The sequence below is a fragment of the Gemmatimonadaceae bacterium genome, assembly GCA_030647905.1.
GTDB lineage: Bacteria > Gemmatimonadota > Gemmatimonadetes > Gemmatimonadales > Gemmatimonadaceae > UBA4720.
In genome coordinates, this window is record JAUSJA010000025.1 from 201,010 (window position 1) to 225,787 (window position 24,778).

The window sequence follows — 24,778 nt, forward strand, 5'->3', positions numbered from 1 at the left end:
TGGTGATCAGGCCGCGGGGGGCGGCGGCGATGATTCGACTGTCGCCTCCGGCTTTTGCCGCCGCTCCCACATGCGGCCAATGAACGCGGACAGGACGACAGTTGCGCCGATGCGGAGCGGCTGTGTGATCTTGGTGACGATGTAGGCCGCTGTCCACGCGCCCGCCTTGCCCGCGACTCCCGCGGGGGCCCAGCCGAGCTCGATCGCGAACCACGCGCCGACGAAAACGGCGAAGAAGAGCGCAAGGTAGATGACGACGGCAATCACGCCGTATTCCGCGAGGATATTCGAGAGCGTCTTGCGCATCTGTGCGGCTGCGAGAGGAGAGTGGAACGCGAACCGAAAACTAGCGGATGTGCGGGAGTATGACGGTGATCCGCCGATCGCTACCAGCCGGCGCCGATGCCGACGAGATCGAGCGGATTCACGGTTATCGCGCCGTAACGCGCGCTCCAGTGGAGATGCGGCCCCGTGACGCGTCCAGTCGCGCCGACGAATCCGATCTCCTGTCCGCGAGACACCGTGTCGCCCGTCGCGACGAGCGCCTTGCTCAGGTGGAAGTATCCGGTGACTACACCGCCACCGTGGTCTATGTAGATAAGGTTGCCGGCGAGAAAGAACTGATCCGCCAGCGCGACGACGCCTTTGTTCGCGGCGCGCACAGGGGCGCCGATGCCGCCGGCGAAATCCACGCCCAGGTGCCGGCTGGACAACGCGCCGTTGAACATTCGTCCTGATCCAAACCGGCTCGTTACGGCGGATGCGCGAGGACGAAGAAATGGCTCCGTCCACGTCGGCGGAATGTCGTGCGCCCGTCGCCCGATCTCGCGCGCGCGGGCGTTCTCGTTGTCAATCCGTGCCTGTGTGGCGGAATCGAGAGGTCGCGTGAAGCGGGGCGCGACGGCAAGCGCGCGTCTCCGTCCGGTGACCTTCGGCGGACGCGGAAGTGTAACCGCGACGCGAGATGTATCGGTCGCGCCCGAGGCACGCTCGGCGAACACCTGTGCGGCGACGCTGTCCGTGGCGTCCACTGAGATAGCGCCGATGGACCGCCAGATTCCGCCGGTGAATTTGCGGAAGTGAAGCGGCTCGCCAGACATCGTGCCCAACACGGCGACGATCGAATCCGATCTTGCGAACCCGGCATGGAGCGTCAGCCGAACGATGGATCCAAGAGCCGGTCGAGCGGGCGCAACCGTCAGCCGCCGGGCCTGCGCGCCGGCCGTAGCGAAAGCGCAGGTCAGCGCGGCCAGCGCGCAGGCCTCTCGCGCGATGCGGGCCCGCGAAAACCGGATGAGCTTCAGCTCGCCTTCAGGTACGCCGCGCCGGCGTTGACCGCGGCGGATTCGAGGAAAGAACGTCGGCTCTGGCTCATTGTCGGGTCACTCGCGAGGAGGAGTCTGAAAGCAGTCGTGGCACAACAAAATATGGCGTTGGACACCCCATCACGCGTGCCACGAATCCTTCGCGCCACTGGAAGCCCAGGCCACCGGTGGAACCGTCCCTGACTACGGAGTGAACTTCGTGGGGGCGGTCAAGCGAATTACCTCACTTCAAGAGTGAATGGCTGAAACTCCTTCAGCTTTTTCGAGACGAAGAGACCCATCCCGCAATCGCGGAAACCAGCGGCTTTCAGCCGGCGGCGATAGCTCGCCGTTGTCCTGAAGAAACCTTCCATGTCGCTGGCGTCTTCGTCTATGTCGTCTTCGCGCGTGATGACATGGAGATACAGCACGCCGCGGCATTTCTTCGCCAGGCGCCGGATGGCCCGGTCCAGATGAGCGTCGGCAATGTACCGCAGTACGTCGCGGCACACCACGAGATCGGATTCCCTCCCCGATAGGTCCTGGATCGCGGCATGCCCGTGCCCGTAGAGATCGCAGGCAGCCCTGCTCGCGTCGAAGGTCTCGATGCGCTTGCATTCCGGGTATTGCCTGGCGAATTCCTTCGCCCACCAGCCGGTGCCGGCGCCGACGTCAGAGAAGCGCTTCACATCGAGTCCGATGTGGCGGCAGAATGCGATGACGAACGCGACCTCGCGCCGTTGCGAAGCCGCCTCTACGACGGCCGTGCGGGAATTCACGTAGTAACGCCGGTAATACTCGGCGTCAAAGCGTTTCGTGGATGTCATTCAGTTGCGGCAGGCTCTTCCACCTTGCGCCCCGCGTCCCGTCGGTGCAGCGTGATCCGCACTTTCTTCTCTCATTGATGATTCGACATCCTGCCAGAAACTGCGGCTATCTTGCTCTCGCGGCAATCGCCGCGGCCTGTTCCGGCTCGGGCGGCGACATCACCGGCCCCCCTCCGCCGGTGATTCAGCCCGACACAGCCGCGCCCGCCGTCCAGCGCGAGATGCGCGGAATGTGGATCGCCACGGTTGCCAATATTGACTGGCCAAGCAGGACGACGCTCAGCGCGGACCAGCAGAAGGCGGAGCTGGTGGACATCCTGACGCGCGCCGCCGCGACTGGCATCAACACCGTCGTATTCCACGTTCGGCCCGCAGGCGATGCGGTTTACGAATCCTCGCTGGAGCCGTGGGCATCGCTGCTCAGCGGAGCACAGGGAACGAATCCCGGCTACGATCCGCTCGCTTTCGCGATAGACGAGGCGCACAAGCGGGGCATGGAGCTGCACGCGTGGATCAACCCGTTCCGCGCGGGCAATACCTCGGACACGGTGAAGATGGTGGCGCCCCACCTGTTCAGAACGCGTCGCGATCTCATTCGCGTTTACGGATCCAACATCTGGATGGACCCCGGCGAGCCCGACGTGCAGGACCACTCGATGCGCGTGATCACCGACATCGTGCGCCGGTATGACATAGATGGCATCCACGCCGACGATTACTTCTATCCATATGTCGTGAGCGACAACGCCGGCAAGGCGATTCCCTTCCCCGACGACGATACGTGGTCGAAGTACGGCACCGGACTTCCGCGCGACGACTGGCGGCGTGCGAACATTGATCGCTTCGTCGAGCGGATGTATCGCGAAGTTCATGCGATCAAGCCGACGATCAAGGTCGGCATCTCGCCGTTCGGGATCTGGCGCCCGGGATTCCCGGCCGGAGTGAGCGGTCTCGATGCCTATGGGACGATCTACGCCGATTCGCGGAAGTGGCTCCAGCAGGGGTGGGTGGATTACCTCGCGCCGCAGCTCTACTGGGCCATCTCCGCGCCGCAGCAAAGCTATATCGCCCTGCTGGATTGGTGGCTCGCACAGAACACGGCTGGCCGGCATGTGTGGCCGGGACTCGCCGTCTATCGCGTGAACGATGGGACATCGAGCGCATTCTCGATGCAGGAGATACCCGAACAGATAAAACAGACTCGCGCCCGGCCAAACAGCTCGGGGAACCTGCTGTACAACACGACGTGGACGCTGACGCGGAACGGGGGTGTGCTTGCGGGCACTCTCGCCGGAGATCTCTACAAGACCGCGGCGCTTGTGCCGGCAGTGCCCTGGCTCGATGCGACGCCGCCCGGCGCGCCCGCCCTCGCGCTCTCGGGAACGACGCTCCAGATCACCCCCGCCGCTGGAGAGACCGCGCGCTGGTGGATGACGCGCACGCATTCCCCGAGCGGTTGGATGGCGCGGGTGCTCTTCGGCACTACGCGCTCGCTGGTGGCGGATGCTTCGACCGACCGTGCGCTCGTGCAGGCCGTGGATCAGGCGGGCAATCTCAGCTCAGCGGCCGAGTGGCGCCGCTGAGCCCCCGCTTCTTGCCGCCTTCGATCCCAGCGCACAAGCGAAGTTTTCAATTGTCTGATTCCGGGGAATTGACGGGGCAGGGCCGATATGATGGAGTAAAACCTAGTGTCGCTTGAAGTACTGTACCGCCCGCTCGTGCTTCTCCGCGGCCGCGCGTGAGCTGAACGTCCCGAGGTTGCGCCGCTTGCCCGTCTTCGGGTTTTTCTTTCGCGAATAGAGCCGGTACCGTCCGTCCTTGAGCTTGCGAATCATCATGCCTCCTTGTCGCAACTCTCCAGGCATTCTGGAAGGATCGTACCAGCGCGGCGACTGCTTGGGTGGAGGCCAGGCGTCATCGTGGACGGATGCCGTACCGCGAGAGAATCTCCTTCACCCGGTCGATCGGGATCGCCTCGACCGTCCCACCTTTGCCGCTTACGGTCGTGGCGCGGAACAGAGAGTTATAGATGGCCTCCTCGGTGGACTCGATGACGGCCTCGTACAGGCCCGAGAGCTCTTCCGTGTTTCCAATCTCCGTCGTCGTCAGGCGGGCGGCATCGCGCTTCCGCCTCACCCCGGCCGCAGTCGAGAACGCGATCACGTAATCACCCGATCCATTGCCCGCGACCGAGCCCGTGCGCGCAAGTCCCATGAGCGCGCGCGATGCGAGGCGCTCGAGATTGCGATCGGAGAGCGGTGCGTCAGTGGCGACGACGATCATGATGGACCCGTCGCCTTTCTCGCGCAGCGCGCGGGCGAACTTGTGGCTCCCCATCTCGCGCCCCACGGGTGCGCCCATGACCTGAAGCACGCCGCCGAAGTTCGTTTGCACCAGAACTCCGACAGTCCAGCCGCCAAGCGAAGCGGGCACGTGGCGCGACGACGTGCCGATGCCGCCTTTCCATTCGAAAAGGCGCGTGCCTGTTCCAGCGCCGACGCTTCCCTCCTCGACCGGGCCACTCCGTGCCGACTCGAGCGCCTGTCTCACATGCGCCGCGGTTATCGGACGCGACCTGATGGCAATGTTGAGCTCGTATCCATCGTTCGTCTCGCCGACGACAGGATTGATGGAGCGCACATTCTGCATGCCATCCTGACCGAGCATCCACTCGACCATCGCATCGCCCGCCTTCCATACGCAGAGCGTGCATGTCAGCAGGACCGGAGTCTCGAGCTCGCCCAGCTCGTTTACCTGAGTGGAGCCGAGCAGCTTGCCAAATCCGTTGCCGACGACGATCGCTGCCGGCACTCGCTCGAGGAAGAGATTTCCGGCGTGCGGCCGGACAGCCGTAATTCCGGTGCGCACCGAATCGCCTTCGATCACTGTCACCTGTCCGACGAGCACTCCGGAGACGTCGGTGATCGCATTCAGCGGCCCCGTTGCGAAAACGCCCGGTGCCACTCCCAAGTCGCGCGCGCGTGGACGCACCTGTGCTTCGACGGCGCCTGACGCGAGAGCGACCACCGCGGCCGTAGCCGCCACCGCTGCACAAGAAATTTTCTTCAGTCCGGCTCCAGCCGCGCATCCGGCGCGAGATAGTTGACCACGTAATCCCGCACCGCGGCTGGGAGTGGCGTCACCGGAGCCTCGTACCCCGTCGCCCGCAATCTCCCGATGCTCGCCCTGGTGTGATACTGGTACTTCGCCCGGATCGCCTCGGGAATGTCCACGAAATCCACCGCGCGCTCACGCCCCATGGCGGCGAATATCGCGTCCACCAGCGCAAGCCAGGTGTTCGCCTCGCCGCTGCCGATGTTGTACAACCCCGCCGCCGAGGACGACATCGCCAGATGCAACGACATGGCCACCGCATCCTTCACGTAAAGGAAATCGCGCTGCTGCTCGCCGTCGCGATACTCGGGCCTGTGACTGCGGAACAGCTGCACGCGCCCGGTGTCCACGATCTGCCCGTATGCCTTGTGCACCAGCGAGCGCATGTCGCCTTTGTGTGCTTCGTTCGGACCGAAGACGTTGAAGTACTTGAGCCCGACGATTCGCGGCAGCATCCCGGCGCGCGCCGCGTACTGATCGAACAGGTGCTTCGAGTATCCGTACATGTTCAGCGGGCGCAGGCGCGACAGCGCCACCGCCGAATCGTCAATGTCGTCCATCCCCGCCGAGCCATCGCCGTAGGTCGCCGCGCTGGACGCGTAAGCGAATCGCGCGCCCTTCTCCACCGCCCAGTGCGCAAGCCGCTTCGTGAACTCGAAGTTGTTGTGAACCAGATACGTGGCGTCGCGCTCCGTAGTCGCCGAGCAGGCGCCGAGATGCAGCACAAGGTCGAAGCTTCCGAGTGCGCCGTTTTCGAGTCGCGGAAACAGGTCGTCCGCTTCGAGATAGTCCTCGAATCGCAGCGGCACGAGGTTGCGCCACTTCTCATCGCTTCCCAGGCGGTCCACCACCACGACGCGCTCGACACCGTGCCGGTTGAGCGCCCACACCAGCGCGCTGCCGATGAACCCGGCACCCCCGGTAACGAGGACGCGGGACGGACGCGCCGCGAGTTGCGGTAGTGAATCGCTCATCTACCCGACGGCTGGATGAGGCGAATGTTTGAAGCGCGCATTGTTTCTCCAGATGCCCGGACGACCGGGCGTTGAGCGATATTGTTGGCGGTCAGGCAGCCCGCGGCCCTTAACTAAAGGCCGAAACGTCCGAGTATCAATCGAGAACCTGGGAACGACAGCATGCGCGTTGCGATCGTTGGGGGGCCCGGAGTCGGCAAGAGCACGCTCGTTCGCCAGCTCGGCGACCTCTATCACCACGGGTCGTACGGAGAGGGCGAGAAAGGCGTGTGGGATCAGCACGTTCTCGAGGACATCGGGGCTGGGCTCAATCCGATTGGCGTCACGGCGTACTTCGGCGAGCTGTACGACGCCAACTACCGCGACGCGGAAGAGCATGACCGACCCGATCGCGTCATCTTCATCGAGGGTGCGCGCATCACTCTCGAGGCGCACATCGTTGAATATCCGGAGGAATACCACGCCGGGCTTCGCGACGTTCTCGCGATCGGCGACGAGTGGAAACCGGACCGCGTGATCGTCCTGACGTCGAGCAGCGACACGGTCGAGAAGCACATCCGCCTGCGGCGACGCGCGCACGAACAGGTCGAGAACATGGTACGGCGATTCCGTTTGATAGACAGCGAATTCCGCCGCCTCGCGCCCCAATATCCCGACACCATAGTGCTGGACCGCGATGGGATTGAATTCCACGAGCGCGAGGGTCTGTCCTCAGTCATCAAAGCGGCGGGTCTCCCGCCGTTTCAGACCATCCCTTACAGGCAAATGGAAAGCTACGCGGCGGAATTCCGCGACTAGCGAAGGCAGTCAACGCGTCCCGGTAGCGACCAGTTCACGGACCATCACGCGATCCGTCTGTATGTCCTCGCCGAGAAGAAATGACTGTGCGCCGACGTCACGAAAACCGATCTTGTCGTAGAATCGCCGCGCGCGCGAATTGTGCTCCCAGACGCTGAGACAGAGCGTGCGTCCCCCCCGCGCGCGCGCTTCTTCATCGCACGCGTCCATCAGCGGCTGCGCAATTCCGAACCCGTGCCACGGCTTGTCTATGTAGAAGCGGAACAGCTCGATCGGTGCGTCGAACTCCCTGCACGACCCAGACTCGCAGTCCCCCAGCATCGCAAAGCCGGCGGCCTGCCCATCAACCTCGGCGACCAGATACGTCTTCGACTCACTGTTCAGCTCACGCCGCTGAATGTCGGGCGCGTACATCCTCGCTACGTGCAGCGCGATGTTTTCCGGCGTGTTCTGCGGGCCGAACGTGTCTATGAAGATCTTCCGCGCGAGATCCGCCAGCAGCTCGGCGTCGGCGGCAGTCGCCCGGCGGATGCTGACCTTCAGTGGCCGGAGTGCGGGTGTCGGCTCGCGCCCGTCTGTTCCATCGTCAATGCGTGGCTGCATGGGGCAAAGTCGCTACTTTGAACGGATGTCAAAGCTATCACCATACAGGTCGCTTCCTCCAGAGCGGCGCCTGGCGCTCGTCATGCACGCCATGAAGGCCAGCAAGGAAGGACGGGACCAGTTCATCCAGCGGCTGGTGGCGCGCGGGGGCGGCTTCCGCGCCGTAACCCTCAGGACCTGGCCCGTCGAACGCGTCGCGAAGGAAATCGTGCGGATGAAGGCGGAGAGCTCCGACGACGAGCTGGACCTGCTTCAGCTCTTGTACGTGGACCTCGAGCCGGGCATTCAGATCAACTTTCTCGATGCCGCAGGTGTGCAGCACGAAGGCGGCAAGATGGCCGAGTCATTGGAGCCGCCTTATGCCGATGCTGAGTCGGTGCGCCGGGGAGCGGCCGCCGTGCAGGAAACACACGGTTCCGACGGCGTTCAGTACCTGCGCACGATTGCGAGATACAGTCCCGACGGCTGGCCCGGAATAGACGCATTGGTAGCAAAGCTGAGTCCGGACATCCTCTAACCACCCTGTCAGATGCACATCGGATCTCTCTCCCGCCTGCTCGTTCTTCTCGCCAGCGGCACCCTTGTCGCCGCCCCTGCGACGCTTCATGCGCAGCAAACGCTGACAGCCGCCGATTACGACCGCGCAGCGAAGATGCTTTCCTTCAACGTGAACCCGCTGGTCATCGGTGGCACTGTGTCGGCGACCTGGCTTCCCGACGACCGTTTCTACTATAGAGACGTCACTGCGACGGGCGCGGATTGGGTGATCGTGAATCCGGCGAAGAAGTCGCGCGCACCGCTCTTCAGGGCGCCCGAGGTTGCGCAGGCGCTCACTCGCGCCGGCGCGGGGACGATCGATCCACGCAACATCCCCGCGCAGCGCGCCGAGCTCTCAGCCGACGGCCTCCGCGTCACGCTCGTGATCGGCACCAGACGTTGGAGTTGCGATGTAAGCGGTGGAAGTTGCAACGCCGTCGATTCATCGGCGCAGCAGACCGGCGGACGCGCGAGTCCCGCGACACCTCCCGTCGTCCTTTCTCCGGATGGAAAGCGCGCCGCCTTTATCCGCGACTGGAACCTCTGGGTGCGGGACGTCGCCACTGGTCGCGAAACTCAGCTCACCACGGACGGTGTGAAGAACTTCGGATACGCGACGGACAACGCGGGCTGGGTCCACAGCGATCGGGCGATCCTGCTCTGGTCGCCGGACTCGAAGAAGATCGCGACGCAGCAGCAGGACGAGCGGAATGTCGGTGACATGTTCCTTCTGGACACGCGCGTCGGACATCAGCGACTGTCCACGTGGAAGGGCCCGCTTCCGGGCGACAGCGTGGTGGCGATGATTCATCGCGTTATCATTGACATGGGTGCGCGCACCATCGTCCGTCTCCAGACTCCACCCGACTTCCACCGCGCGATGCTCGGCGACGATCTGGACATGGGCGACCTCGTCTGGAGTCCCGATGCGTCTCGTCTCGCGTATGTCAGCACGTCGCGCGATCACAAGCGCGCCACGGTGAAGCTGGCCGATGCCGCGACGGGAACGGTACGCACCATCTTCGAGGAGACCTCGCCGACGCAATTCGAGTCGGTGGCGGGATGGCGCGTGATCTGGCCATTGAATGAAATTGTCTGGTCGTCCGAGCGCGACGACTGGGCGCAGCTTTACCTGTACGATCTGACCACGGGGAAGCTGAAGCAGAAGATCACGACGGGTGCCGGTCCGGTACAGTCAATCAAGCATGTGGACGAGAAGCGTCGCACCCTGCTTGTCGAAGGGCTCGGGCGCATTCCAGGCGAAGACCCGCACTTCCGCCACTATTACCGGGTGGAACTGAACGGTCGTGGCTGGACCGCGATCACGCCGGAAAGCGGCGACCATTCGATCCAGGTATCGCCCACCGGGCGGTACTTCATTGACAGCTGGTCGAAGCCGGACGTCCCTCCCACGGTGGTGCTTCGCGACAAGAATGGCCGCTCACTGATGGCACTCGGGAAGGCCGATATCTCCCAGCTCCTTGCCGCCGGATGGAAGCCGCCGATCCCCATCGTCACAAGGGCGCGCGACGGCAAGACGGATCTTTACGGCCTGATGTTCCGCCCCACCAATTTCGACTCCACGAAGAGGTACCCGATCATCAACAATGCGTATCCGGGTCCTCAGTCTGGCAGCGTCGGCTCGCGCAGCTTCAGCGCAGCGCGAGGCGACCGCCAGGCGCTTGCCGAGCTCGGGTTCGTGGTGATCGCGGTGGATGGCATGGGAACGCCGAATCGTTCCAAGAGCTTTCACGATGCGTACTACGGAGCGATGGGGCGCGACAACACGCTGCCAGATCAGGTTGCCGCAATGAAGGAGCTGGCCTCACGCTACCCGTGGATAGACGTCGAGCGCGCGGGAATGTACGGACACTCGGGCGGCGGATTCATCACCGCCGACGCGATGTTCCGTTATCCGGACTTCTTCAAGGTGGGGATCGCCGAGTCGGGAAATCACGACCAGCGGAACTACGAGGACGACTGGGGTGAGCGCTATCAGGGATTGCTGGTGAAGAGCGGCAACGCACCGGACAACTATGACGTCGAGGCAAACCAGAACATCGCGAAGAATCTGAAGGGTCACCTGCTTCTCGCGCACGGAACGATGGACGACAACGTCCCCCCCTCGAACACCGACCTCGTCGTGGACGCGTTGATCAAGGCCAACAAGGATTTCGATCTGCTGATGATTCCGAACGCGAGACACGGCTACGCTGCGGCGAGCAACTACATGACGCGGCGACGGTGGGATTATTTCGTGCGGTACCTGTTGAATGCCGATCCGCCGAAAGAGTATGAGATCGTCGTGCCGGCGGCTCCCTCGAGCATTACCTATCCGCCACGCACGGGTGCTGGAACCGGCGGGGGCAGCTCTTCAGCGAATTTCCACGGTTGCGGCCCCGCGCGCGTAAGCGGCTGGTTCTCCAGCCGCGCACGCACCATCGCGATCGGCATCGGCCCACCCTGAAGCACAGCGTCGTGGAACGCGCGATCGGTCATCTTCCCCGAGTCCACCAGCTCCCTGTGGAGCGCGCGAAGCTCGAGCCCGCCGATCATGTACGCCATCTGATAGAGCGGGGAGTAGTCGCCGCTGAACGAGCGTCTCACCTCGCCTTCCGCGTTCGCCCGCTCGAAGTTGACGGTGTCAACGAGAAACTGAACCGCCTTGTCGGGCGTCATCTTCCCGAGATGGAAGTTGAGCGAGAAGATGATTCGCGCGCTCCGGTGCATCCTCCAGAAAAGCGCACCGATGCGATCCTCGGGTGTGACCTGGAATCCGTGATCCCAGAGAAACATTTCCCAGTAAAGCGACTGGCCTTCACTCCAGAACGGCGTACCGAACAGCCGGCGGTGTGAGTTGTACCGGGCAGACATGAAACCCTGGAGATGATGTCCGGGATTCAGCTCGTGGAAGACGGTGGCGTGTGAGAAGTGCGGATTGTTGCCGCGCAGGCTCATCAGCTTTTCCTCTTCCGTCATATCTGCCGTGGGATACGACACGATGATGGACTCGCCGCCGAGGAAGAAAGGAGCGACCCGCTGGCGCTCTGGACTCATCATCTCCATGCGCCAGTCGTCGCGCGCGAGCTGCGGAATCGTCACCCAGTCGTGCTGGTCGAAGAACGCTTCGGCCTGTCGCGCCAGATCGCGGATGAGATCGGGCTGCTTCCCCGGCTCGACGTACGTGTTCTTCACCTTCTCCATCGCCGCTTTCCAGTTGTCGCCGAATCCCATTTCCCGCGACGCCTTCTTCATCTCGCTCAGACTGAACGCGTACTCACGCCCGGCGATCGCGATCAGCTCTTCCGGAGTGTACGGAATCATCTCGTGGACGAGATCCTCCTCGAGCCCTTTCCGCCCGATCGGATCGCCGATGATCGGGCCGTTGTTCGCCGACGACTGGCCCTCTCCCGGCTTGAAACCCACCACCCGCTCGCGCAGGATGCGCGCGTAACGGGTCAAGGATTCATCGAGGCGCTTGTACGGGTCCTTCATCCACCACGTGAACAACGGATCGTATCCATCGTAGTACTGATACCAGTTCTTCACGACCGACCGGATCTCATCAATGTCATTCGCGCCGCGATTGGCGACTGTCTTCGAGACTTTGGGCGCGGACGGCAGGGGGCGAGCTTTACCGCCTGCCGATGAATCCGGGCGTGCCGGCGTCGCTTCGAACAATGCGCGCAGGCTGTCCACCTGCCGGGCGACGGCCGCGAGCGTGCTGGACGCCGCGCGAGGGTTCACCGTCGCGAGATCCCGGCGCGCATCCTGAAGCGCGAGCAGCGTGTCGCCGAAGGGGACCAACGCCGCCGTCTCGGATCTCAGTCTGTCCTGCCGGTCCATGAGATCGAGCTCATGCTTCACGTAATTGGCCAGCAGCACGTAGTCAGTCTTGCCTTCCTGACTCAGCTTGTCAAAGTCCAGCTCTGCGACGCGCCCGCTCCACGCAGTGTAGAAGTCGCGCATCCTCCACCGCTGGCTCGGTGAATCAGTGGCGTCATACCGGCGGCTCATAGCTGAGAGATCGCGCGAGAACCGGTCTACGACGTTGGCGAGCTCGCTCGACGGCTGACCGACGAGTGCCGTGAGCGCAGGAACCGACCGGAGGGAATCGAAGCGGCTCGACGCGGCGGTCTGGGCGTTCGCGTTGGCGGTGGAGATCAGAAGAACAGCGAAGAAGGCGACGGAGCGGGTCATGTGCTGACGGTCTGATGTGGTTGTGGCACAGCCGGGCGGATCTATTCGTGCCGGCGAATATGGATCGTCGGTGCGGCGCCGTCTACGCCGCCGTCTACGCCGCCGTCATCAGCCAGCGCCGGCTGGTGACCTCGGCGCTCTGAACGCCCGGGCGGCAACTACGCCCCCGATGAATCCGCCGAGGTGCGCCTGCCAGCTGATACCGACTTGTCCAGGCATCACGCCGAATAAGAGCCCGCCCCACATGACCGTGACCAGAACGCTCAGCAGAATGCTGCCCACACTGCGCGCGTACCACCCGCTGAGCATCAGGAATCCGAAATAGCCGAAGATCACGCCGCTCGCACCGATGTGGACCGATCCGGGGGCGCCGATCAGCCATGCCATCATTCCCGATCCGATCATCGCTACAAGCGAAACGACCGTGAAGTGCCTGGAGTCGCGCAGCATCACCAGCCAGCCAAGTATCACGAACGGGATGCTGTTGGCGACGAGATGGTTCAGGCTGCCGTGAAGGAACGGCGCGAAGAGGATGCCGCGGAGGCCGATTGCCGTACGCGGAATGACGCCGAGCGAGAGCAGGGCGCCGCCAGACAGCCAGCTCGCGATGAAGATCACCCACATCGCGGCGAGCGCTCCGCCCAGCACCGTCGCCTGCGCCTTGAGCGTGCCGGATACGCTCCTCGTCACCGTGGTCGTCAGCATGTCATCGCCCTCCTCCTCCTCCGCCCCCGCCACCCCCGCCCGATGACCCGCCACCACCGGACCCCGAGCCGCTTCCGGGCGGGCTCGACGCCGAGGAGATCGTCGAGTTCAGCCCGGAGCTGACAGCACTTGTGAATTCCCCGAGATTCGTGATGGGACCGCGTCCGATGTACCAGCCCATGTTGTTCGCTGCAGCCGCGGCGGCAGCGGCGCCTGCGGCGATCGTGAATTTCTCCGTCCACGCGTCCTCCACACCGAGTGCGACAGCGAACGGCAGCATCGCCTCATACCGCTTCGCATCGAGCGGCGGCTCGTCCGGACCACGCATGCTCTTCAGCTCGTCCCGCTCCGCCACGCTCATGTAAAGTTTCAGCCCTTCGATCTCGTCGAGCAGTGCGCGGCCTTCGGGCGTTGGCGCGCGTATGAGCCACGCGAAGGCGACGACCGCGACGAGCATCAACACGAGCACGGCGATGATTGCCGGAATGCCGAACCCGCCCGATGTCACGAAGGCGATGACTCCCGTGAGTACGGCGATTAGAACGGCCATCGCCACCTTCTTTCCGTTGCGTTTGAAGTAGCGGGGCTGGAATTCCTGATTCAGGATTTCTTGATGCCCTTCGCGGGCGGCAGAAACCGTGGAAGCGTTCGTGTTCTTCAAGACCAGCGTGCCCGTACCGTCCTGGAAGAGCATGTCGAGCAGCATCTGCTGCCCGAGCGACACCGGCGCCGGCGCCGGTGACGACGTGCTGGTACGCTCGAGCTGCCATTCGTCCTTGAAGATCCGTTCGTTCTGATGAATACGCAGCCGGCCGGCGACGGCGAGCGCGAGAACGTCGGCGGTGAAGCAGCGCAAGTCGTATCCCATGCGCTGGAGAAAACGAAGTCCCGCCGGAGTCTGTCCATCGCGTGGCTCGTAGCGAGCGATGATGGTTCCGCTCTGCGGATCCCGGCCGACGCGTCGCCATTCGCGCAGCATGAACAGCAGCATGACGACCAGGCCAGCCAGCGCCACCAGCACGCCGCGATTGTCAGCGAGGAACAATCTGGCGCGTTCCGCCTCGGTCGGCTGGTGTATCAGGCCCTTGGGAAACGTCAGTACGACCGTGAATCCTTCGTGAGCACCCAGCGGTTGAGTGAGGCGATAACGCCCGACGCCGGGCGCGTGCAGCTCCGCGACGTACGCGTTTCCTTTCGCTCCCTGCGGACCGGTGTAACCCTCCGCATGCATTAGATCGAGCGGCACAGGTGAAGGCAGTCGCACCTCGACCGTGCCCTTCTCGACCGGAAAGACCCAGCCCGTGCCAATCGCATTCCAGTAAAGCTCGTCGTGATCGGCGAAGAAGCCGAGCTGCCGCGTGGTGCGGTAGCGCAGCGTATAGGTGTATTCGGCCGGAACGGGCAGAAAGCTGTCGTTGCCTGTGTTGATGCGGATTCCGTTGCTCATCCGCTCGGTGAACCACGGCTCCATGACGTCGTTGCGCTCGACGAAGAGAACCTGGAGATCCACTCTGACGCGATTGCCGAAGCGATCGGTGTAGCGGGTCGGAAAATCGCGATAGATTCCGCGACGGATCTGCTGGCCCTCGGCCCGCACCGCTATGCGCTCGGTAACGTCGAGGCGGCCGTCGGTGCGGATCTCGATCTGCGTGTCGTAGGAGAGGATGCGCTCCTGCGCGGCGATCCGAGTAGCCGCACAAAGCAGCGCGAGCACGAGCGCGATGCGTCTCATGACGGCAATTCTACCTTCACCACAGCGCGGTCCTCGTCGTCGGCGTGGAAGAACTCGCTCTCGGTGAAGCCAGCCGCGTGCGCTACGAGCATGTCCGGAAAGCGCTGAATCGCCGTATTGAAGTCGCGCACCGCGCCGTTGTAGAAGCGTCGTGCGTATTGGAGGTTGTCCTCGACTTCGACGAGATCGCGCTGCAACTGAAGGAAGCTCTCGTTGGCCTTGAGATCCGGGTAGGCTTCCTTGAGGGCGAAAAGCTGGGTCAGCGCCTGTTCCAGGGCGGCTTCGGTCTCGCCGAGCTTTGCCGGACTCGTGATGGCGACAGCCTGCGCGCGCAGCTCGGTGACGGCAGTGAGCACGCCGCGCTCATGCCCCGCGTATCCTTTCACCGCGGCGACGAGCTGAGGAACCAGGTCGTGCCGCCGCTTGAGCTGCACGTCGATGTCGGCCCATGCGGTGCGTACCTGATTCCTCAGCCGTACGAGCCGGTTGAACGAAATCGCGGCCCAGATCACGGCCGCAACTCCCATCAGGATCAGAATGGTGCCCAAGATCGTCTCCCGGTGCTTTTGCCTGGCGAATCCCTATGAAAAAATGAAACACAGATGCACAGATGGCCACAGATGACACCGTGTGCATCTGTGTTTCAACGCACCACTCTTGCGCAGCCGCGCGTGATGCCGCCGATTTTAATCTCATGCCAACAAACCTTTCTCGCGCCTTTGCAGTGTTCGCTCTCGTGTTTGCTCCGGCGACCGCAGAAGCGCAGCGACAGACTCCGTTCACAATAGAACAGATCAAGAGCTACCCGTTTCCCAACGAGCTCACGGCGGCTTCGTCAGGAAGCAGGATTGCCTGGGCGTTCAACGAACGAGGACTTCGCAATCTATGGGCCGCAGAAGGTCCGGAATGGAAGGCACGGCAGCTCACGGGCTATCGCGTTGACGACGGCCAGGAGCTGACGAGCATCTCGATCAGTGCGGACGGGAAGTACGTGATCTACGTGCGCGGCGGCGAGCACTCCGCCAACTGGCAGGGATCGCCGCCAAATCCGACATCGAATCCCACAGCCCCCAAAATTCAGATCTGGAGCCTGTCGTTCGCGTGTCCGTCGCCCGGCACTGGGTGCGAGCCGAAGATGCTGGCCGACGGAGACGATCCCGAGCTTTCTCCACGCAGCGATCGGCTGGCGTTCATCAAGGACCGCCAGATCTGGACAGTCCCCGTTGACGGCTCCTCAGCGGCAAAGAAACTGTTCTCGGCGAACGGAGATCTCGGCAATCCGCAGTGGTCACCAGATGGCACCCGGCTGGCTTTCGTTTCCAGCCGCGGGGATCACGCATTTGTCGGCGTGTTCACGAATGATTCAACACCGATCCTGTGGATCGCGCCGACTACCTCTCGCGATGCTTCACCGCGCTGGTCGCCCGACGGGACACGCATCGCATTCGTGCGCTCGCCGGGAAGCGGCGGCGCTCCTGATTCCATTCTCGTCCGTCCACGCCGGCACTGGGCGATCTGGACCGCCGACGCGAAGACGGGAGAAGGCAAGCTGCTCTGGGACGCGCCTGACAAGTCGTACCCGTCAACGCAGGGCGGCACCAATCTGCACTGGGCCGCGAACGGACGGATCGTTTTTCTCTCCAACGCTGATGGTCAGGCGCACCTGTACTCGGTCGGAGAGAACGGCGGCGCACCGCTGCTGCTGACGCCGGGCAATTACATGGCGGAGTACATCACGCTGAGTCCCGACCGGCGGTTCCTGTTGTTTGCCGGAAATGCGGGCAGTGATGCGAACGACATGGATCGCCGTCACATCGTGAAAGTTCCCGTGGATCGCGCGGAGCCGAAGGTGATGACGCCGGGTGCCGGACTCGAGTGGACGCCATTCGTGACCGCTGACGGCAAATCCATCGCTTTCATCGGCGCGACTGCGCAACGGCCGCCGCTCCCGGCGGTCATGCCGGTGGATGGAGGCAAGCCGGTGTGGATCGGCGCCGACCGCATTCCAGCGGACTTCCCCACGCGGCTCGTCACTCCCACCAGAGTCGTGATCAAGTCACCCGACGGATTGGAGGTGCACTCTCAGCTGTTCAACGCAGGCGGAGCGACTGGCCGCAAGCCAGCGATCGTCTACGTGCATGGCGGCCCGCCCCGACAGATGCTGCTCGGCTGGAACTACTCCGACTATTACTCGAACGCCTACGCGCTCAATCAGTATCTGGCGAGTCACGGATTCGTCGTCCTCTCGGTGAATTATCGCCTTGGCATCGGTTACGGACGCGATTTTCAGCAGGCGAAGCAGGCCGGCTCGCAGGGTGCGTCAGAGTACACTGACGTACGTGCAGCCGCCGAGTGGCTGCGAGAGCAGCCGTTCGTGGATCCGAATCGCGTCGGGATCTATGGAGGGTCGTACGGCGGCTTTCTCACCGCGATGGCGCTCGCGCGCAACTCCGATCTGTTCGCCGCGGGAGTGGACATGCATGGAGTGCACGACTGGACCACCGAGCGCGCGCGGGGATTGATGAATCGCGATCGCCACGAGGAGGCGCCTGACCTCTCGCGCGCGCTGGAGATCGCGTGGACATCGTCGCCGGTGTCCTCGATGAAGACATGGAAGTCGCCCGTGCTTCTCATTCATGGCGACGACGACCGTAACGTCCGCTTCAGTCAGACGGTGGATCTCGCTCGCCGTCTCCTGGCGCAGGGCGTTCCGTTCGAAGAGCTGGTCATTCCAGACGACACGCACCACTTCATGCGGCATGCGAACTGGGTGCGCGTGGATGCGGCAACGGCGAAATTCTTCGAGCGGAAATTCGTGCCCGGCAATGCGTCCGGCCGCGCGACAGGGGCGAGCCGCTAAACCGTATTCGCTAGTGGCACTTGCCCGCACCTCGATCCCAGACCCGCCCGCTGGTATCAAGGAAAGCGTGCCGATACTCGCCGTCTCCCAGCTTCAGCTTCAGGACACCGAAGTATCCGTGCACCCGCGCAGCGGAGTTGGGGGCGGGCGGGTCACTCACACCCCGCAGTACGGAACCGCCGGTACCGGCTACGATCTCCACTATGCCCTTGACCGAGTCGGCGGCACCCAGCGGTGTCTGCGGGAGGAAGCGTTCGTAATGGTGTTCGTGTCCGTTCAGGACGATATCGACTCCGGCTTCATATAGGACGTGCCACACACTCTCCATCTCGATCGACGGGCCGTGGGGGCCCGAGGTGAAAAGCGGATGGTGAAAGCTGGCTAGCGTGCATGGCTTGCCATGATCCCGAAGGTCGGCGCGCAACCACTCTTCCTGAGCGATTGCCTCGCGCGACGACCTACGGTTCACGACCAGCTCGCTGTTCAGTGAGATGACATGCCATTTGCCGATGTCAAAGCTGTAATAGCCCTTTCCCGCGGGCCCCGCCCTGTCACCGAAATAACTGTAGTATCCTGCGCCGCTGCTGTTCTCGAAATCGTGGTTTCCCGGCGAAGGGCGGAGGGCGTCCATTATCCGCCTGGAGCCCCAGGAGGGCGCGAAGCAGCGCGCGAAAATATTGTTCGATCCCCTCGCCCCCGATGGATATGCGTTGTCCCCCATCGTTACGACGACGGTTGGGAGGTTCGCGACGCTGTCCGCTCTCAGCACGCTGTCCACGATCGCCGCTGTCGCCTCGTCTCCGCTCGGGCCGCACATCGCTATGTCCCCTGCCGCGAGCAGCACCACGGCGCCGCTCATCGCAACCTCCGCGAGGGAAGCACCTACGGGTGGCAATGGCGTCGGCCGGTCAGCGGTATTACAGGTGGCCGCGAGCATGGTCAACGCCACGAGCCACACCGATCGTCGAGCGAGCGACGCGATCAGAAAGCAAACCCGAGATTCACCATCGTCCGCCGGTTGGCGCGATCCGTGAACAGAACATTCACGTTCAGGCCGGGATTGATTGCGCCAACCCAGAACCCCGCACCGTTCGCCCTGTGCCAACCGCCCGGTGAATCGCCGTCCACATAGACCCGGCCGGCATCCATGAAGCCGAGCACTCCAACGTCGAGCGGAAGAATTAACGGGAATTTCGCGATGGGAACACGAAGCTCGGTGGTACCGTAGACGGACGCGTCACCCGCGTAGCGCTGACGATGCTCCGTACGGAAAGAGCTGCCTCCACCGAGAAACGCCGCGTCGAAATACGGAAAGTCGCCGAACAGCTTCTTGCCGCCCGCGCGCAATGCAAGCACGGGACTCGTGGCCACGGGAAGTGTGAGATAGGAAACGGCAACCGCCTCGATTGCCTGATACGCGCTCGCCACATCCCAAATTGCCGGATATGCGCTCCCGGCTACATCAAGCACGGAGCGATTTCTTATGGTGGCTCGCGCCTCTCGCGTATCGTAGTGCAGCTTGAGCTGTGCTCCCACCTGGCCGAAGCGCGTGAATCCGTACGGCCTCTCATCTGATATGAAACGCTGGCGCGTGCTATCGGTGGTCGCATAGCGAATGACCGGACCGAGTGAGATGTCGCTCTCTGGCGCGAAAGACAATCCAACCGCCGGGCGGAACTGCCACTGGGTCTGCCTTACATCATAGAACCTGCTTTCGATGTAGGGAACGTCGTTGCCGAAGCCGCGAAACTGAATGACATCGAGCTGCGACATGCCGGCGGCCCCGGCCAGGTGAACATCGGAGCTCTCGAACCGCTTGTCCGCGTCCGTGCGGACCTGGAATCCATGGGTTGCGGTGGACCAGGCAGCGTCTGCCTTCACCATGTTCGAGTACGGAACGCGCCGAAAACCGTATGCGTAGCGGGCGACGCCGACTCGCGGAACGAGTCCGAGTCCGTGCCCGGTCTTGATACCGGCAAGCGGCTCGATTGAGCTGCCGTGATCCTTCATCGGCGGCATGGACGTGCCGAAAGCGTGCACCCACGGCCGACGATTGAAGTAGTGATTCAGCGCGGTCGCTTCATCCTTGCCCTCGTCCACCGTATCGCGGGCATACTTCACCTTCTGCGTGCTCCCTGCGTCATAGAGACGCGTCGGATTTTTCTCGCCCCCGACCGTGGACATGTCCACGAATGAATTGTCGCCGTTGCCGCCGATGATGCGCACCTTGATAGTGCGCGGAACATTTCCGGTGACGATCGCCGAGTCGTTGCCGTCGTGAAGGTAGACCCGAATCTCACTGGTCTCGCGCGGATCGAAGCGGCGATGGAAATACGGAGATTTGCCCCCTGACTGCATGCTGACATCTACAGCACCGTCGGCGGAGCGAACGACAGTGGCCTTCTCGGCCGAATCGGTGCCGTGGATGTCGGCTACCGACCAGAGCTGCCGATAATAGAGCCCGGCCGCCTCGGGCAGCTTGTCGCGGCGTGCATGGAGGATCTGGGCGATGCGGCCCGACGACGCGGCGTACTCCGCCGGCATCGCGCCAACCGCCTTGTCTATCACTGCGTCGTCAATCGTCCGCACCGGACCGGCGACGACGGCATCCCACGTTGTCCTGTCGAGGCTGCCGAGAAGCCGGCGGTCGAAGTCTGTCGCGTTCTGGAACAGAGCCGTCGCATCAGGATACACGTCGCGGAATGTGACGAGACTCGGCGCCGCGAAGCGCGCGGCGTTCAGCAGCAATCCTTCATACGAGACGAATACCTTGTCGCGATCGCGCGTAATCGGCTCCCACGGCGCATCGGAGCCTTTCCGAAGACGGGCCCATTTCCACTGGCCGGGGTGCCGGTCGTTGTCGCCGAGCAGTATATCAACCAGTCGTGCGCGGAGAAATGCGCGAGCATCTACCTGATTCTGCGGGTCCTCGTTGATCTTCTTCAGCAGCTCGTCGCTGTCAATAATTTCAGCGGCGCCCGCAAATCCGCGCACGTCTTTGGGTACCGTCGGATATTCCTCGATGGTGCCCAGCATGCCGGCGAAGTCCTTCCGGAACTCGCCTAGCCGGGGGTCGTCGGGCATGACAACGAGCATCGGCCTGGGATGGAGGATGCCGACTGCGTCGAGAATCGGAGCGGCGCCCACCGGAGCCGCTGGATGCGAGGCGCTGCCCTGGTCGTGGAAGATTTTCGCGATGAGGGCCGTCCGGCGACGCGCCGGCACCTTTTCCCAGCAACAGCCGCTGGGTATCGGGAAAAAAATACGACACGATAAGCAGAACCGCCGCGAGGATCGCATAGTAGGCGAGGAGGCGCCGCAGGGGGCGGTCGGAACCGAGCGTCATTGCATCGATGAGCCAGCCAATGGGGTGCATGCTTCGCTCCAGTGCAAGTTGAAAGCCGGATTGCCCTGTCGTTTATGCTGGTGTCACATGTGGCGTCGGCGAAGTGTCAACCGGGGCTTCAACCTCCAGCTTCACCCGCGGATCGGGAGCGATCGAGCATCACCCCCGCGCCGACGAGGATCGCGCCGATCACCACGGCACTGAGTCCGAGCGTACCGGCTGGACCGAATCCGGGGCGCGCTCCGTTTCGGATGGCGAGGAGAGCGATCACGAGCACTACCCCTCCAAAGGAAAGACAAATGGTTCCTACAGCCGCCAGACTCGTGGCCAACCTTGAATGCATCGCTCCGCCATGGTTCTCGGCCTGACTGATTATCAGGTCGCTGGTATAGTGCTCCGGAAACGCGGCTCCAGCAAGCCAGAAGCAAATTGCTCCTCAATCCGAGTAGGGATAGTCCGGATCGGCCAGCTTCGCGGCGAGCGCTGTTGCGTCAGGACCAGCGATCTCGCTTGCCAGCTTGAGAAGCATGCCGCTGAGATGGTCTCCATACCTCAGAATGGCAACCGCGCGCGATTTCCGCGCGAGCAGAAAGGCAAGAAAAGGCTTGTCGGACTTGTCAATGTTGCACGCCGGACACGCGAGCACGAGGTTGTCGCGCCGGTCGTAGGCGGTCTTGCCCTTCCGCGGAGTTACGTGGTCGAGCGTGATGCGATCGCGCCGGATCTTTCGCTCACAGTAAGCGCAGACCGGGCCGTGTTTCACGAGAAGCCACTCTCGCGTTTCCATGTAGGCATTGCGCGATGTAGGCTGCGATGTGTGTTCCTGCTGTTTTCGGGCTGGGCCGGCGCGGCGGCGGCGGGACGATCCAGTTTGCTTCCGCTTCATTGCTGTCGCCCGAGCATCGGATCGGCGCGGATTACGAGAGTGCTCATGTAGCGATTCCCGTCCACCACGAGCGTCAGCCGATACGTGCCCGGCCCGACAGTCATGCCGCGCAGCTCGTTGGCGAGCGGCCCTCCCGCATCCAGCAGTACCTGAATCGCCTCTCGGCGCTGTGCGTCCGTCGTCGCGGCCTGATACCGCGCGTATGCCTGCTGGTAGCTCGACTGCTCCTCACCGCCGGCGCGAATGAGCTGCTCGAAACGCTGCGCGATCGTCTGACGCTGCGCATCGGTCAGCGCAGCCGTGACGAACCGGAGGTCCCACTTGTAGCGATTGATCCCTGTGCTGCGCGGCAGCGTCACGGTCCGCGTGACTCCACGGCCGTTGGAAATCTCGAGCGTGGGATCGGCGGCCGGAGCGCTCCTGATGTAGTACGCGATGAGCGCACTGTGAGTGAGACCCGCGCGCGGAAGTGTGCCGCTCGGCGCCACCGATGGCGGGTTCTCGCCCGCGAACCAGAAATGGCCGCGCTGTCCGCCGCGGCTCACGCTCTCCCAGAGCGTCGTGACACGTTGCTCGAAGAGATGCGCCGGCGCCGCGATCACCGCTGGCGTCATCTGCTGGAGCGGCGTGATGTCATCCGCGATGAAGATGCTGCGTCCATGGGTTCCGGCGACGAGATCGTTGTCACGCGGATGGATTACCAGATCCTGTGTGGCGACCGTCGGCATGCCGTTCATGAAACGTGTCCAGTGCTTTCCGCCATCGAGCGATGCATAAACAGCGAACTCGGTCCCCGCAAAGAGAAGATTCGGATTGCGCAGGTCCTCGCGCACGACATGCACGGCCTGGCCATCGGGAATGTTCGCCGAGATGCTCGTCCATGTCTTTCCGTAATCCGCCGTCTTGAAGATCCATGGCGTGAGCCGCTCGCTGCGGTGGCCGTCGAACACCGCGTACGCCGTCGCCGGATCGAAATGCGACGCTTCTATGCGGTCCACCCAGATGCCGGCCGGGACACTCCGCACCGCGGCGCGCACGTTCGTCCACCGGATTCCACCGTCGCGCGTTACCTGAACGTTTCCGTCATCGGTTCCGACCCAGATCACATCCCTGGCGATCGGTGACTGTGAGACCGATGTGATCGTACCGTGAGTCTCGGCGCCCGTGTTCTCGCGCGTGATGCCGCCATGCTGAATGCGAGTCTTCGCTGAATCGTTCGTCGAGAGATCAGGACTGATGATGCGCCAGCTCTCTCCGCGGTCGGTGGTGCGGAAGAGATGGTTGCCGCCGAGGAAGAGCGTGGCTGGATCGTGCGGCGACATGACCAGCGGCGCCGACCAGTTGAAGCGGAACATCCCCGTGCCGCGTGCGTTCGGGCCGAGGGTTTCCGCATAGTTCACGACGTTCGCCTGAGTGGGACGTGCGTTCGTGATCGCGCGCGTTTCGGCGTTGTAGCGCCGGAAGCTTCCCCCTTCCGCTTCTGTGTAGACGCGACGCCAGTCGGTTGGATCTATCTGAATGTCCTGGCCGTCACCCCAATGCACCTTCCACGCGTTGTCGTTCAGAATGCCGCGCACGTCGCGGGTGAAGCTCGGCCCGGCGAATGTGCCGTTGTCCTGGAGACCGCCGTACACGTAGTACGGATCACGCATGTCCAGACCGAGACGATAGTACTGCCCGATGGCGAAGTTGTCGAACAACGTGAAGCTGCGACCGTGATCGTGCGTGAGCGATGATCCCTTGTCGGCGCCGATGTAGTAGCGGTTGGCGTTCTTCGGATCAAGCCATATCGCGTGGAAGTCGCCGTGAATCTCCTCGTCGGCACTGCCGTTGCGGAAAGTCTTTCCGCCGTCATCAGACACCATGAACCGGGTCGTCAGGACGTAGACACGCTTGTCGTCCAGCGGGTTGATGCGGATCTGGCTGTAGTAGAACGGACGGTTGTTGTACGTGTTGAGGTATTTCCAGGAATTGCCGCCGTCCTCGGAGCGGTAGATGCCTGAGCCGGGTCGCGCGAGATCGTTGGTCTGTTCCGCCTCGACGATCGCCATCAGGATCTGCGGGTTCTGCCGCGAGATCGTGAGTCCGATGCGCCCTGTCAGGCCAGGCGGCAATCCAACGGTGAGCTTCTTCCACGTCGCGCCGCCATCGGTGGACTTGAAGATGCCGCCACTCGGCCCGCCGCTCGTGAAAGTCCAGGGCTTGCGAAGGCGATCATAGAAGGCGGTGTACAGAACGTCGGGATTGGATGGATCCATCACCAGGTCAATCGCACCCGCGCGTCCGTCGGCGGGGAGACCGCCGCCGAGCCTGGTCCAGGTGATGCCGCCGTCGGTCGTCTTGAAGATGCCGCGGTCGCCGGTGTATCCCCACAGGTGACCGATCGCGGCCACGTAAACGATGTCGGCCTGATTCGGATGCGTGACGACGCGCGCGATCTGGTGGGTCGAGCGCAGCCCCATGTTCCGGAACGTGCGGCCTCCGTCGGCGGACTTGTAGATCCCGTCGCCCCACGCAACGCTGTTGCGATTGTTCGCTTCACCCGTGCCGACCCATACGATCTCCGGGTTCGGCTGAAAGAGCGCGATGTCCCCGATGGATGCCGACGCGTAATTGTCGAAGATCGGTTGCCAGGTAGTCCCCGCATTCACCGACTTGAAAATGCCGCCGGACGCCGACGCGACGTACACCGTTGTGAAGCTCGTGTCCACCGCTTCGATGTCCACCACTCGGCCGCCCATGCTCGCGGGCCCGATGTTCCGCCAACGGAAACTGGAGAGCAGCGCGGAGTCAGTTGGCTGTGCGGCGAGCGGAGTCGCCGCGATAGTGACAAGAAGCACGAATGGTGCGAAGCAAATGGTGCGGAAGGTGGAGTGATGCATGCTCGGACTG

20 protein-coding genes and 1 pseudogene are annotated in these 24,778 nt (G+C 63.2%); 5 read left to right on the forward strand and 16 right to left on the reverse strand.

Annotated features, from left to right (window positions below; translation table 11 throughout):
• Nucleotides 1-6: 6 nt before the first annotated feature.
• From Q7S20_05730 to Q7S20_05740, 3 genes are all read right to left on the reverse strand, one after another.
• Nucleotides 7-306, reverse strand: a complete 300-nt coding sequence (locus Q7S20_05730; GenBank protein MDO8501322.1) for a hypothetical protein — start codon at nt 304-306, stop codon at nt 7-9.
• An 80-nt stretch (nt 307-386) separates the two neighbouring features.
• Nucleotides 387-1,100 (reverse strand): M23 family metallopeptidase, encoded by a 714-nt coding sequence (locus Q7S20_05735; protein ID MDO8501323.1) that lies wholly within the window; start codon nt 1,098-1,100, stop codon nt 387-389.
• A gap of 443 nt (nt 1,101-1,543) precedes the next feature.
• Complete coding sequence (locus Q7S20_05740; GenBank protein ID MDO8501324.1) at nt 1,544-2,131, reverse strand: methyltransferase domain-containing protein; 588 nt, start codon at nt 2,129-2,131, stop codon at nt 1,544-1,546.
• Nucleotides 2,132-2,208: 77 nt separating this feature from the next.
• Between Q7S20_05740 and Q7S20_05745 the strand changes: the two genes are divergently transcribed.
• Entirely contained in the window at nt 2,209-3,714 is a 1,506-nt protein-coding gene (locus Q7S20_05745; GenBank protein MDO8501325.1) for a family 10 glycosylhydrolase, read from the forward strand.
• Nucleotides 3,715-3,816: 102 nt separating this feature from the next.
• Here Q7S20_05745 and Q7S20_05750 read toward each other — a convergent pair whose 3' ends face one another.
• The 3 genes from Q7S20_05750 to rfaD all read right to left on the reverse strand — a co-directional run bounded on the left by Q7S20_05750 (nt 3,817) and on the right by rfaD (nt 6,219).
• Complete coding sequence (locus Q7S20_05750) at nt 3,817-3,969, reverse strand: hypothetical protein (GenBank protein MDO8501326.1); 153 nt, start codon at nt 3,967-3,969, stop codon at nt 3,817-3,819.
• 76 nt (nt 3,970-4,045) lie between these two features.
• Nucleotides 4,046-5,176, reverse strand: a complete 1,131-nt coding sequence (locus Q7S20_05755; GenBank protein MDO8501327.1) for a P1 family peptidase — start codon at nt 5,174-5,176, stop codon at nt 4,046-4,048.
• A 20-nt stretch (nt 5,177-5,196) separates the two neighbouring features.
• A complete protein-coding gene (gene rfaD, locus Q7S20_05760; GenBank protein MDO8501328.1) occupies nt 5,197-6,219 on the reverse strand; it encodes an ADP-glyceromanno-heptose 6-epimerase in 1,023 nt (340 codons plus the stop codon).
• Nucleotides 6,220-6,381: 162 nt separating this feature from the next.
• Between rfaD and Q7S20_05765 the strand changes: the two genes are divergently transcribed.
• Nucleotides 6,382-7,017 (forward strand): hypothetical protein, encoded by a 636-nt coding sequence (locus tag Q7S20_05765; GenBank protein ID MDO8501329.1) that lies wholly within the window; start codon nt 6,382-6,384, stop codon nt 7,015-7,017.
• 9 nt (nt 7,018-7,026) lie between these two features.
• Here the strand turns inward: Q7S20_05765 and Q7S20_05770 are convergent, their stop codons facing one another.
• Nucleotides 7,027-7,620, reverse strand: coding sequence for a GNAT family N-acetyltransferase (locus Q7S20_05770; protein ID MDO8501330.1), 594 nt, complete (start codon nt 7,618-7,620; stop codon nt 7,027-7,029).
• A 25-nt stretch (nt 7,621-7,645) separates the two neighbouring features.
• Between Q7S20_05770 and Q7S20_05775 the strand changes: the two genes are divergently transcribed.
• Nucleotides 7,646-8,137, forward strand: a complete 492-nt coding sequence (locus tag Q7S20_05775) for a hypothetical protein (GenBank protein MDO8501331.1) — start codon at nt 7,646-7,648, stop codon at nt 8,135-8,137.
• 12 nt (nt 8,138-8,149) lie between these two features.
• Complete coding sequence (locus Q7S20_05780) at nt 8,150-10,624, forward strand: DPP IV N-terminal domain-containing protein (GenBank protein MDO8501332.1); 2,475 nt, start codon at nt 8,150-8,152, stop codon at nt 10,622-10,624.
• 20 nt (nt 10,625-10,644) lie between these two features.
• On the opposite strand, the pseudogene Q7S20_05785 reads toward Q7S20_05780, so the two are convergent.
• The 4 genes and pseudogenes from Q7S20_05785 to Q7S20_05800 form a co-directional block, all read right to left on the reverse strand.
• A pseudogene (locus Q7S20_05785) lies at nt 10,645-12,126 on the reverse strand (DUF885 family protein).
• 339 nt (nt 12,127-12,465) lie between these two features.
• On the reverse strand, nt 12,466-13,062 hold the full coding sequence (locus tag Q7S20_05790; GenBank protein MDO8501333.1) for a rhomboid family intramembrane serine protease: 597 nt from the start codon (nt 13,060-13,062) through the stop codon (nt 12,466-12,468).
• 1 nt (nt 13,063) lies between these two features.
• Entirely contained in the window at nt 13,064-14,794 is a 1,731-nt protein-coding gene (locus Q7S20_05795) for a DUF2207 domain-containing protein (protein ID MDO8501334.1), read from the reverse strand.
• Nucleotides 14,791-15,342 (reverse strand): LemA family protein, encoded by a 552-nt coding sequence (locus Q7S20_05800; protein MDO8501335.1) that lies wholly within the window; start codon nt 15,340-15,342, stop codon nt 14,791-14,793. Before Q7S20_05800 ends, Q7S20_05795 begins: the two co-directional genes overlap by 4 nt.
• A 176-nt stretch (nt 15,343-15,518) precedes the next feature.
• On the opposite strand from Q7S20_05800, the gene Q7S20_05805 reads away from it, so the two are divergent.
• A complete protein-coding gene (locus tag Q7S20_05805; GenBank protein MDO8501336.1) occupies nt 15,519-17,654 on the forward strand; it encodes a prolyl oligopeptidase family serine peptidase in 2,136 nt (711 codons plus the stop codon).
• 10 nt (nt 17,655-17,664) lie between these two features.
• Here the strand turns inward: Q7S20_05805 and Q7S20_05810 are convergent, their stop codons facing one another.
• The 5 genes from Q7S20_05810 to Q7S20_05830 form a co-directional block, all read right to left on the reverse strand.
• Nucleotides 17,665-18,513 (reverse strand): metallophosphoesterase, encoded by an 849-nt coding sequence (locus tag Q7S20_05810; GenBank protein MDO8501337.1) that lies wholly within the window; start codon nt 18,511-18,513, stop codon nt 17,665-17,667.
• Nucleotides 18,514-18,635: 122 nt separating this feature from the next.
• Entirely contained in the window at nt 18,636-20,879 is a 2,244-nt protein-coding gene (locus Q7S20_05815; GenBank protein ID MDO8501338.1) for a hypothetical protein, read from the reverse strand.
• A gap of 239 nt (nt 20,880-21,118) precedes the next feature.
• Nucleotides 21,119-21,277 carry a hypothetical protein gene (locus Q7S20_05820; protein ID MDO8501339.1) on the reverse strand — a complete coding sequence of 53 codons (159 nt, stop codon included), beginning with the start codon at nt 21,275-21,277 and terminating at the stop codon, nt 21,119-21,121.
• A 159-nt stretch (nt 21,278-21,436) separates the two neighbouring features.
• Nucleotides 21,437-21,886, reverse strand: coding sequence for an HNH endonuclease signature motif containing protein (locus Q7S20_05825; protein ID MDO8501340.1), 450 nt, complete (start codon nt 21,884-21,886; stop codon nt 21,437-21,439).
• Entirely contained in the window at nt 21,883-24,768 is a 2,886-nt protein-coding gene (locus Q7S20_05830) for a hypothetical protein (GenBank protein ID MDO8501341.1), read from the reverse strand. Before Q7S20_05830 ends, Q7S20_05825 begins: the two co-directional genes overlap by 4 nt.
• Nucleotides 24,769-24,778 lie beyond the last annotated feature (10 nt).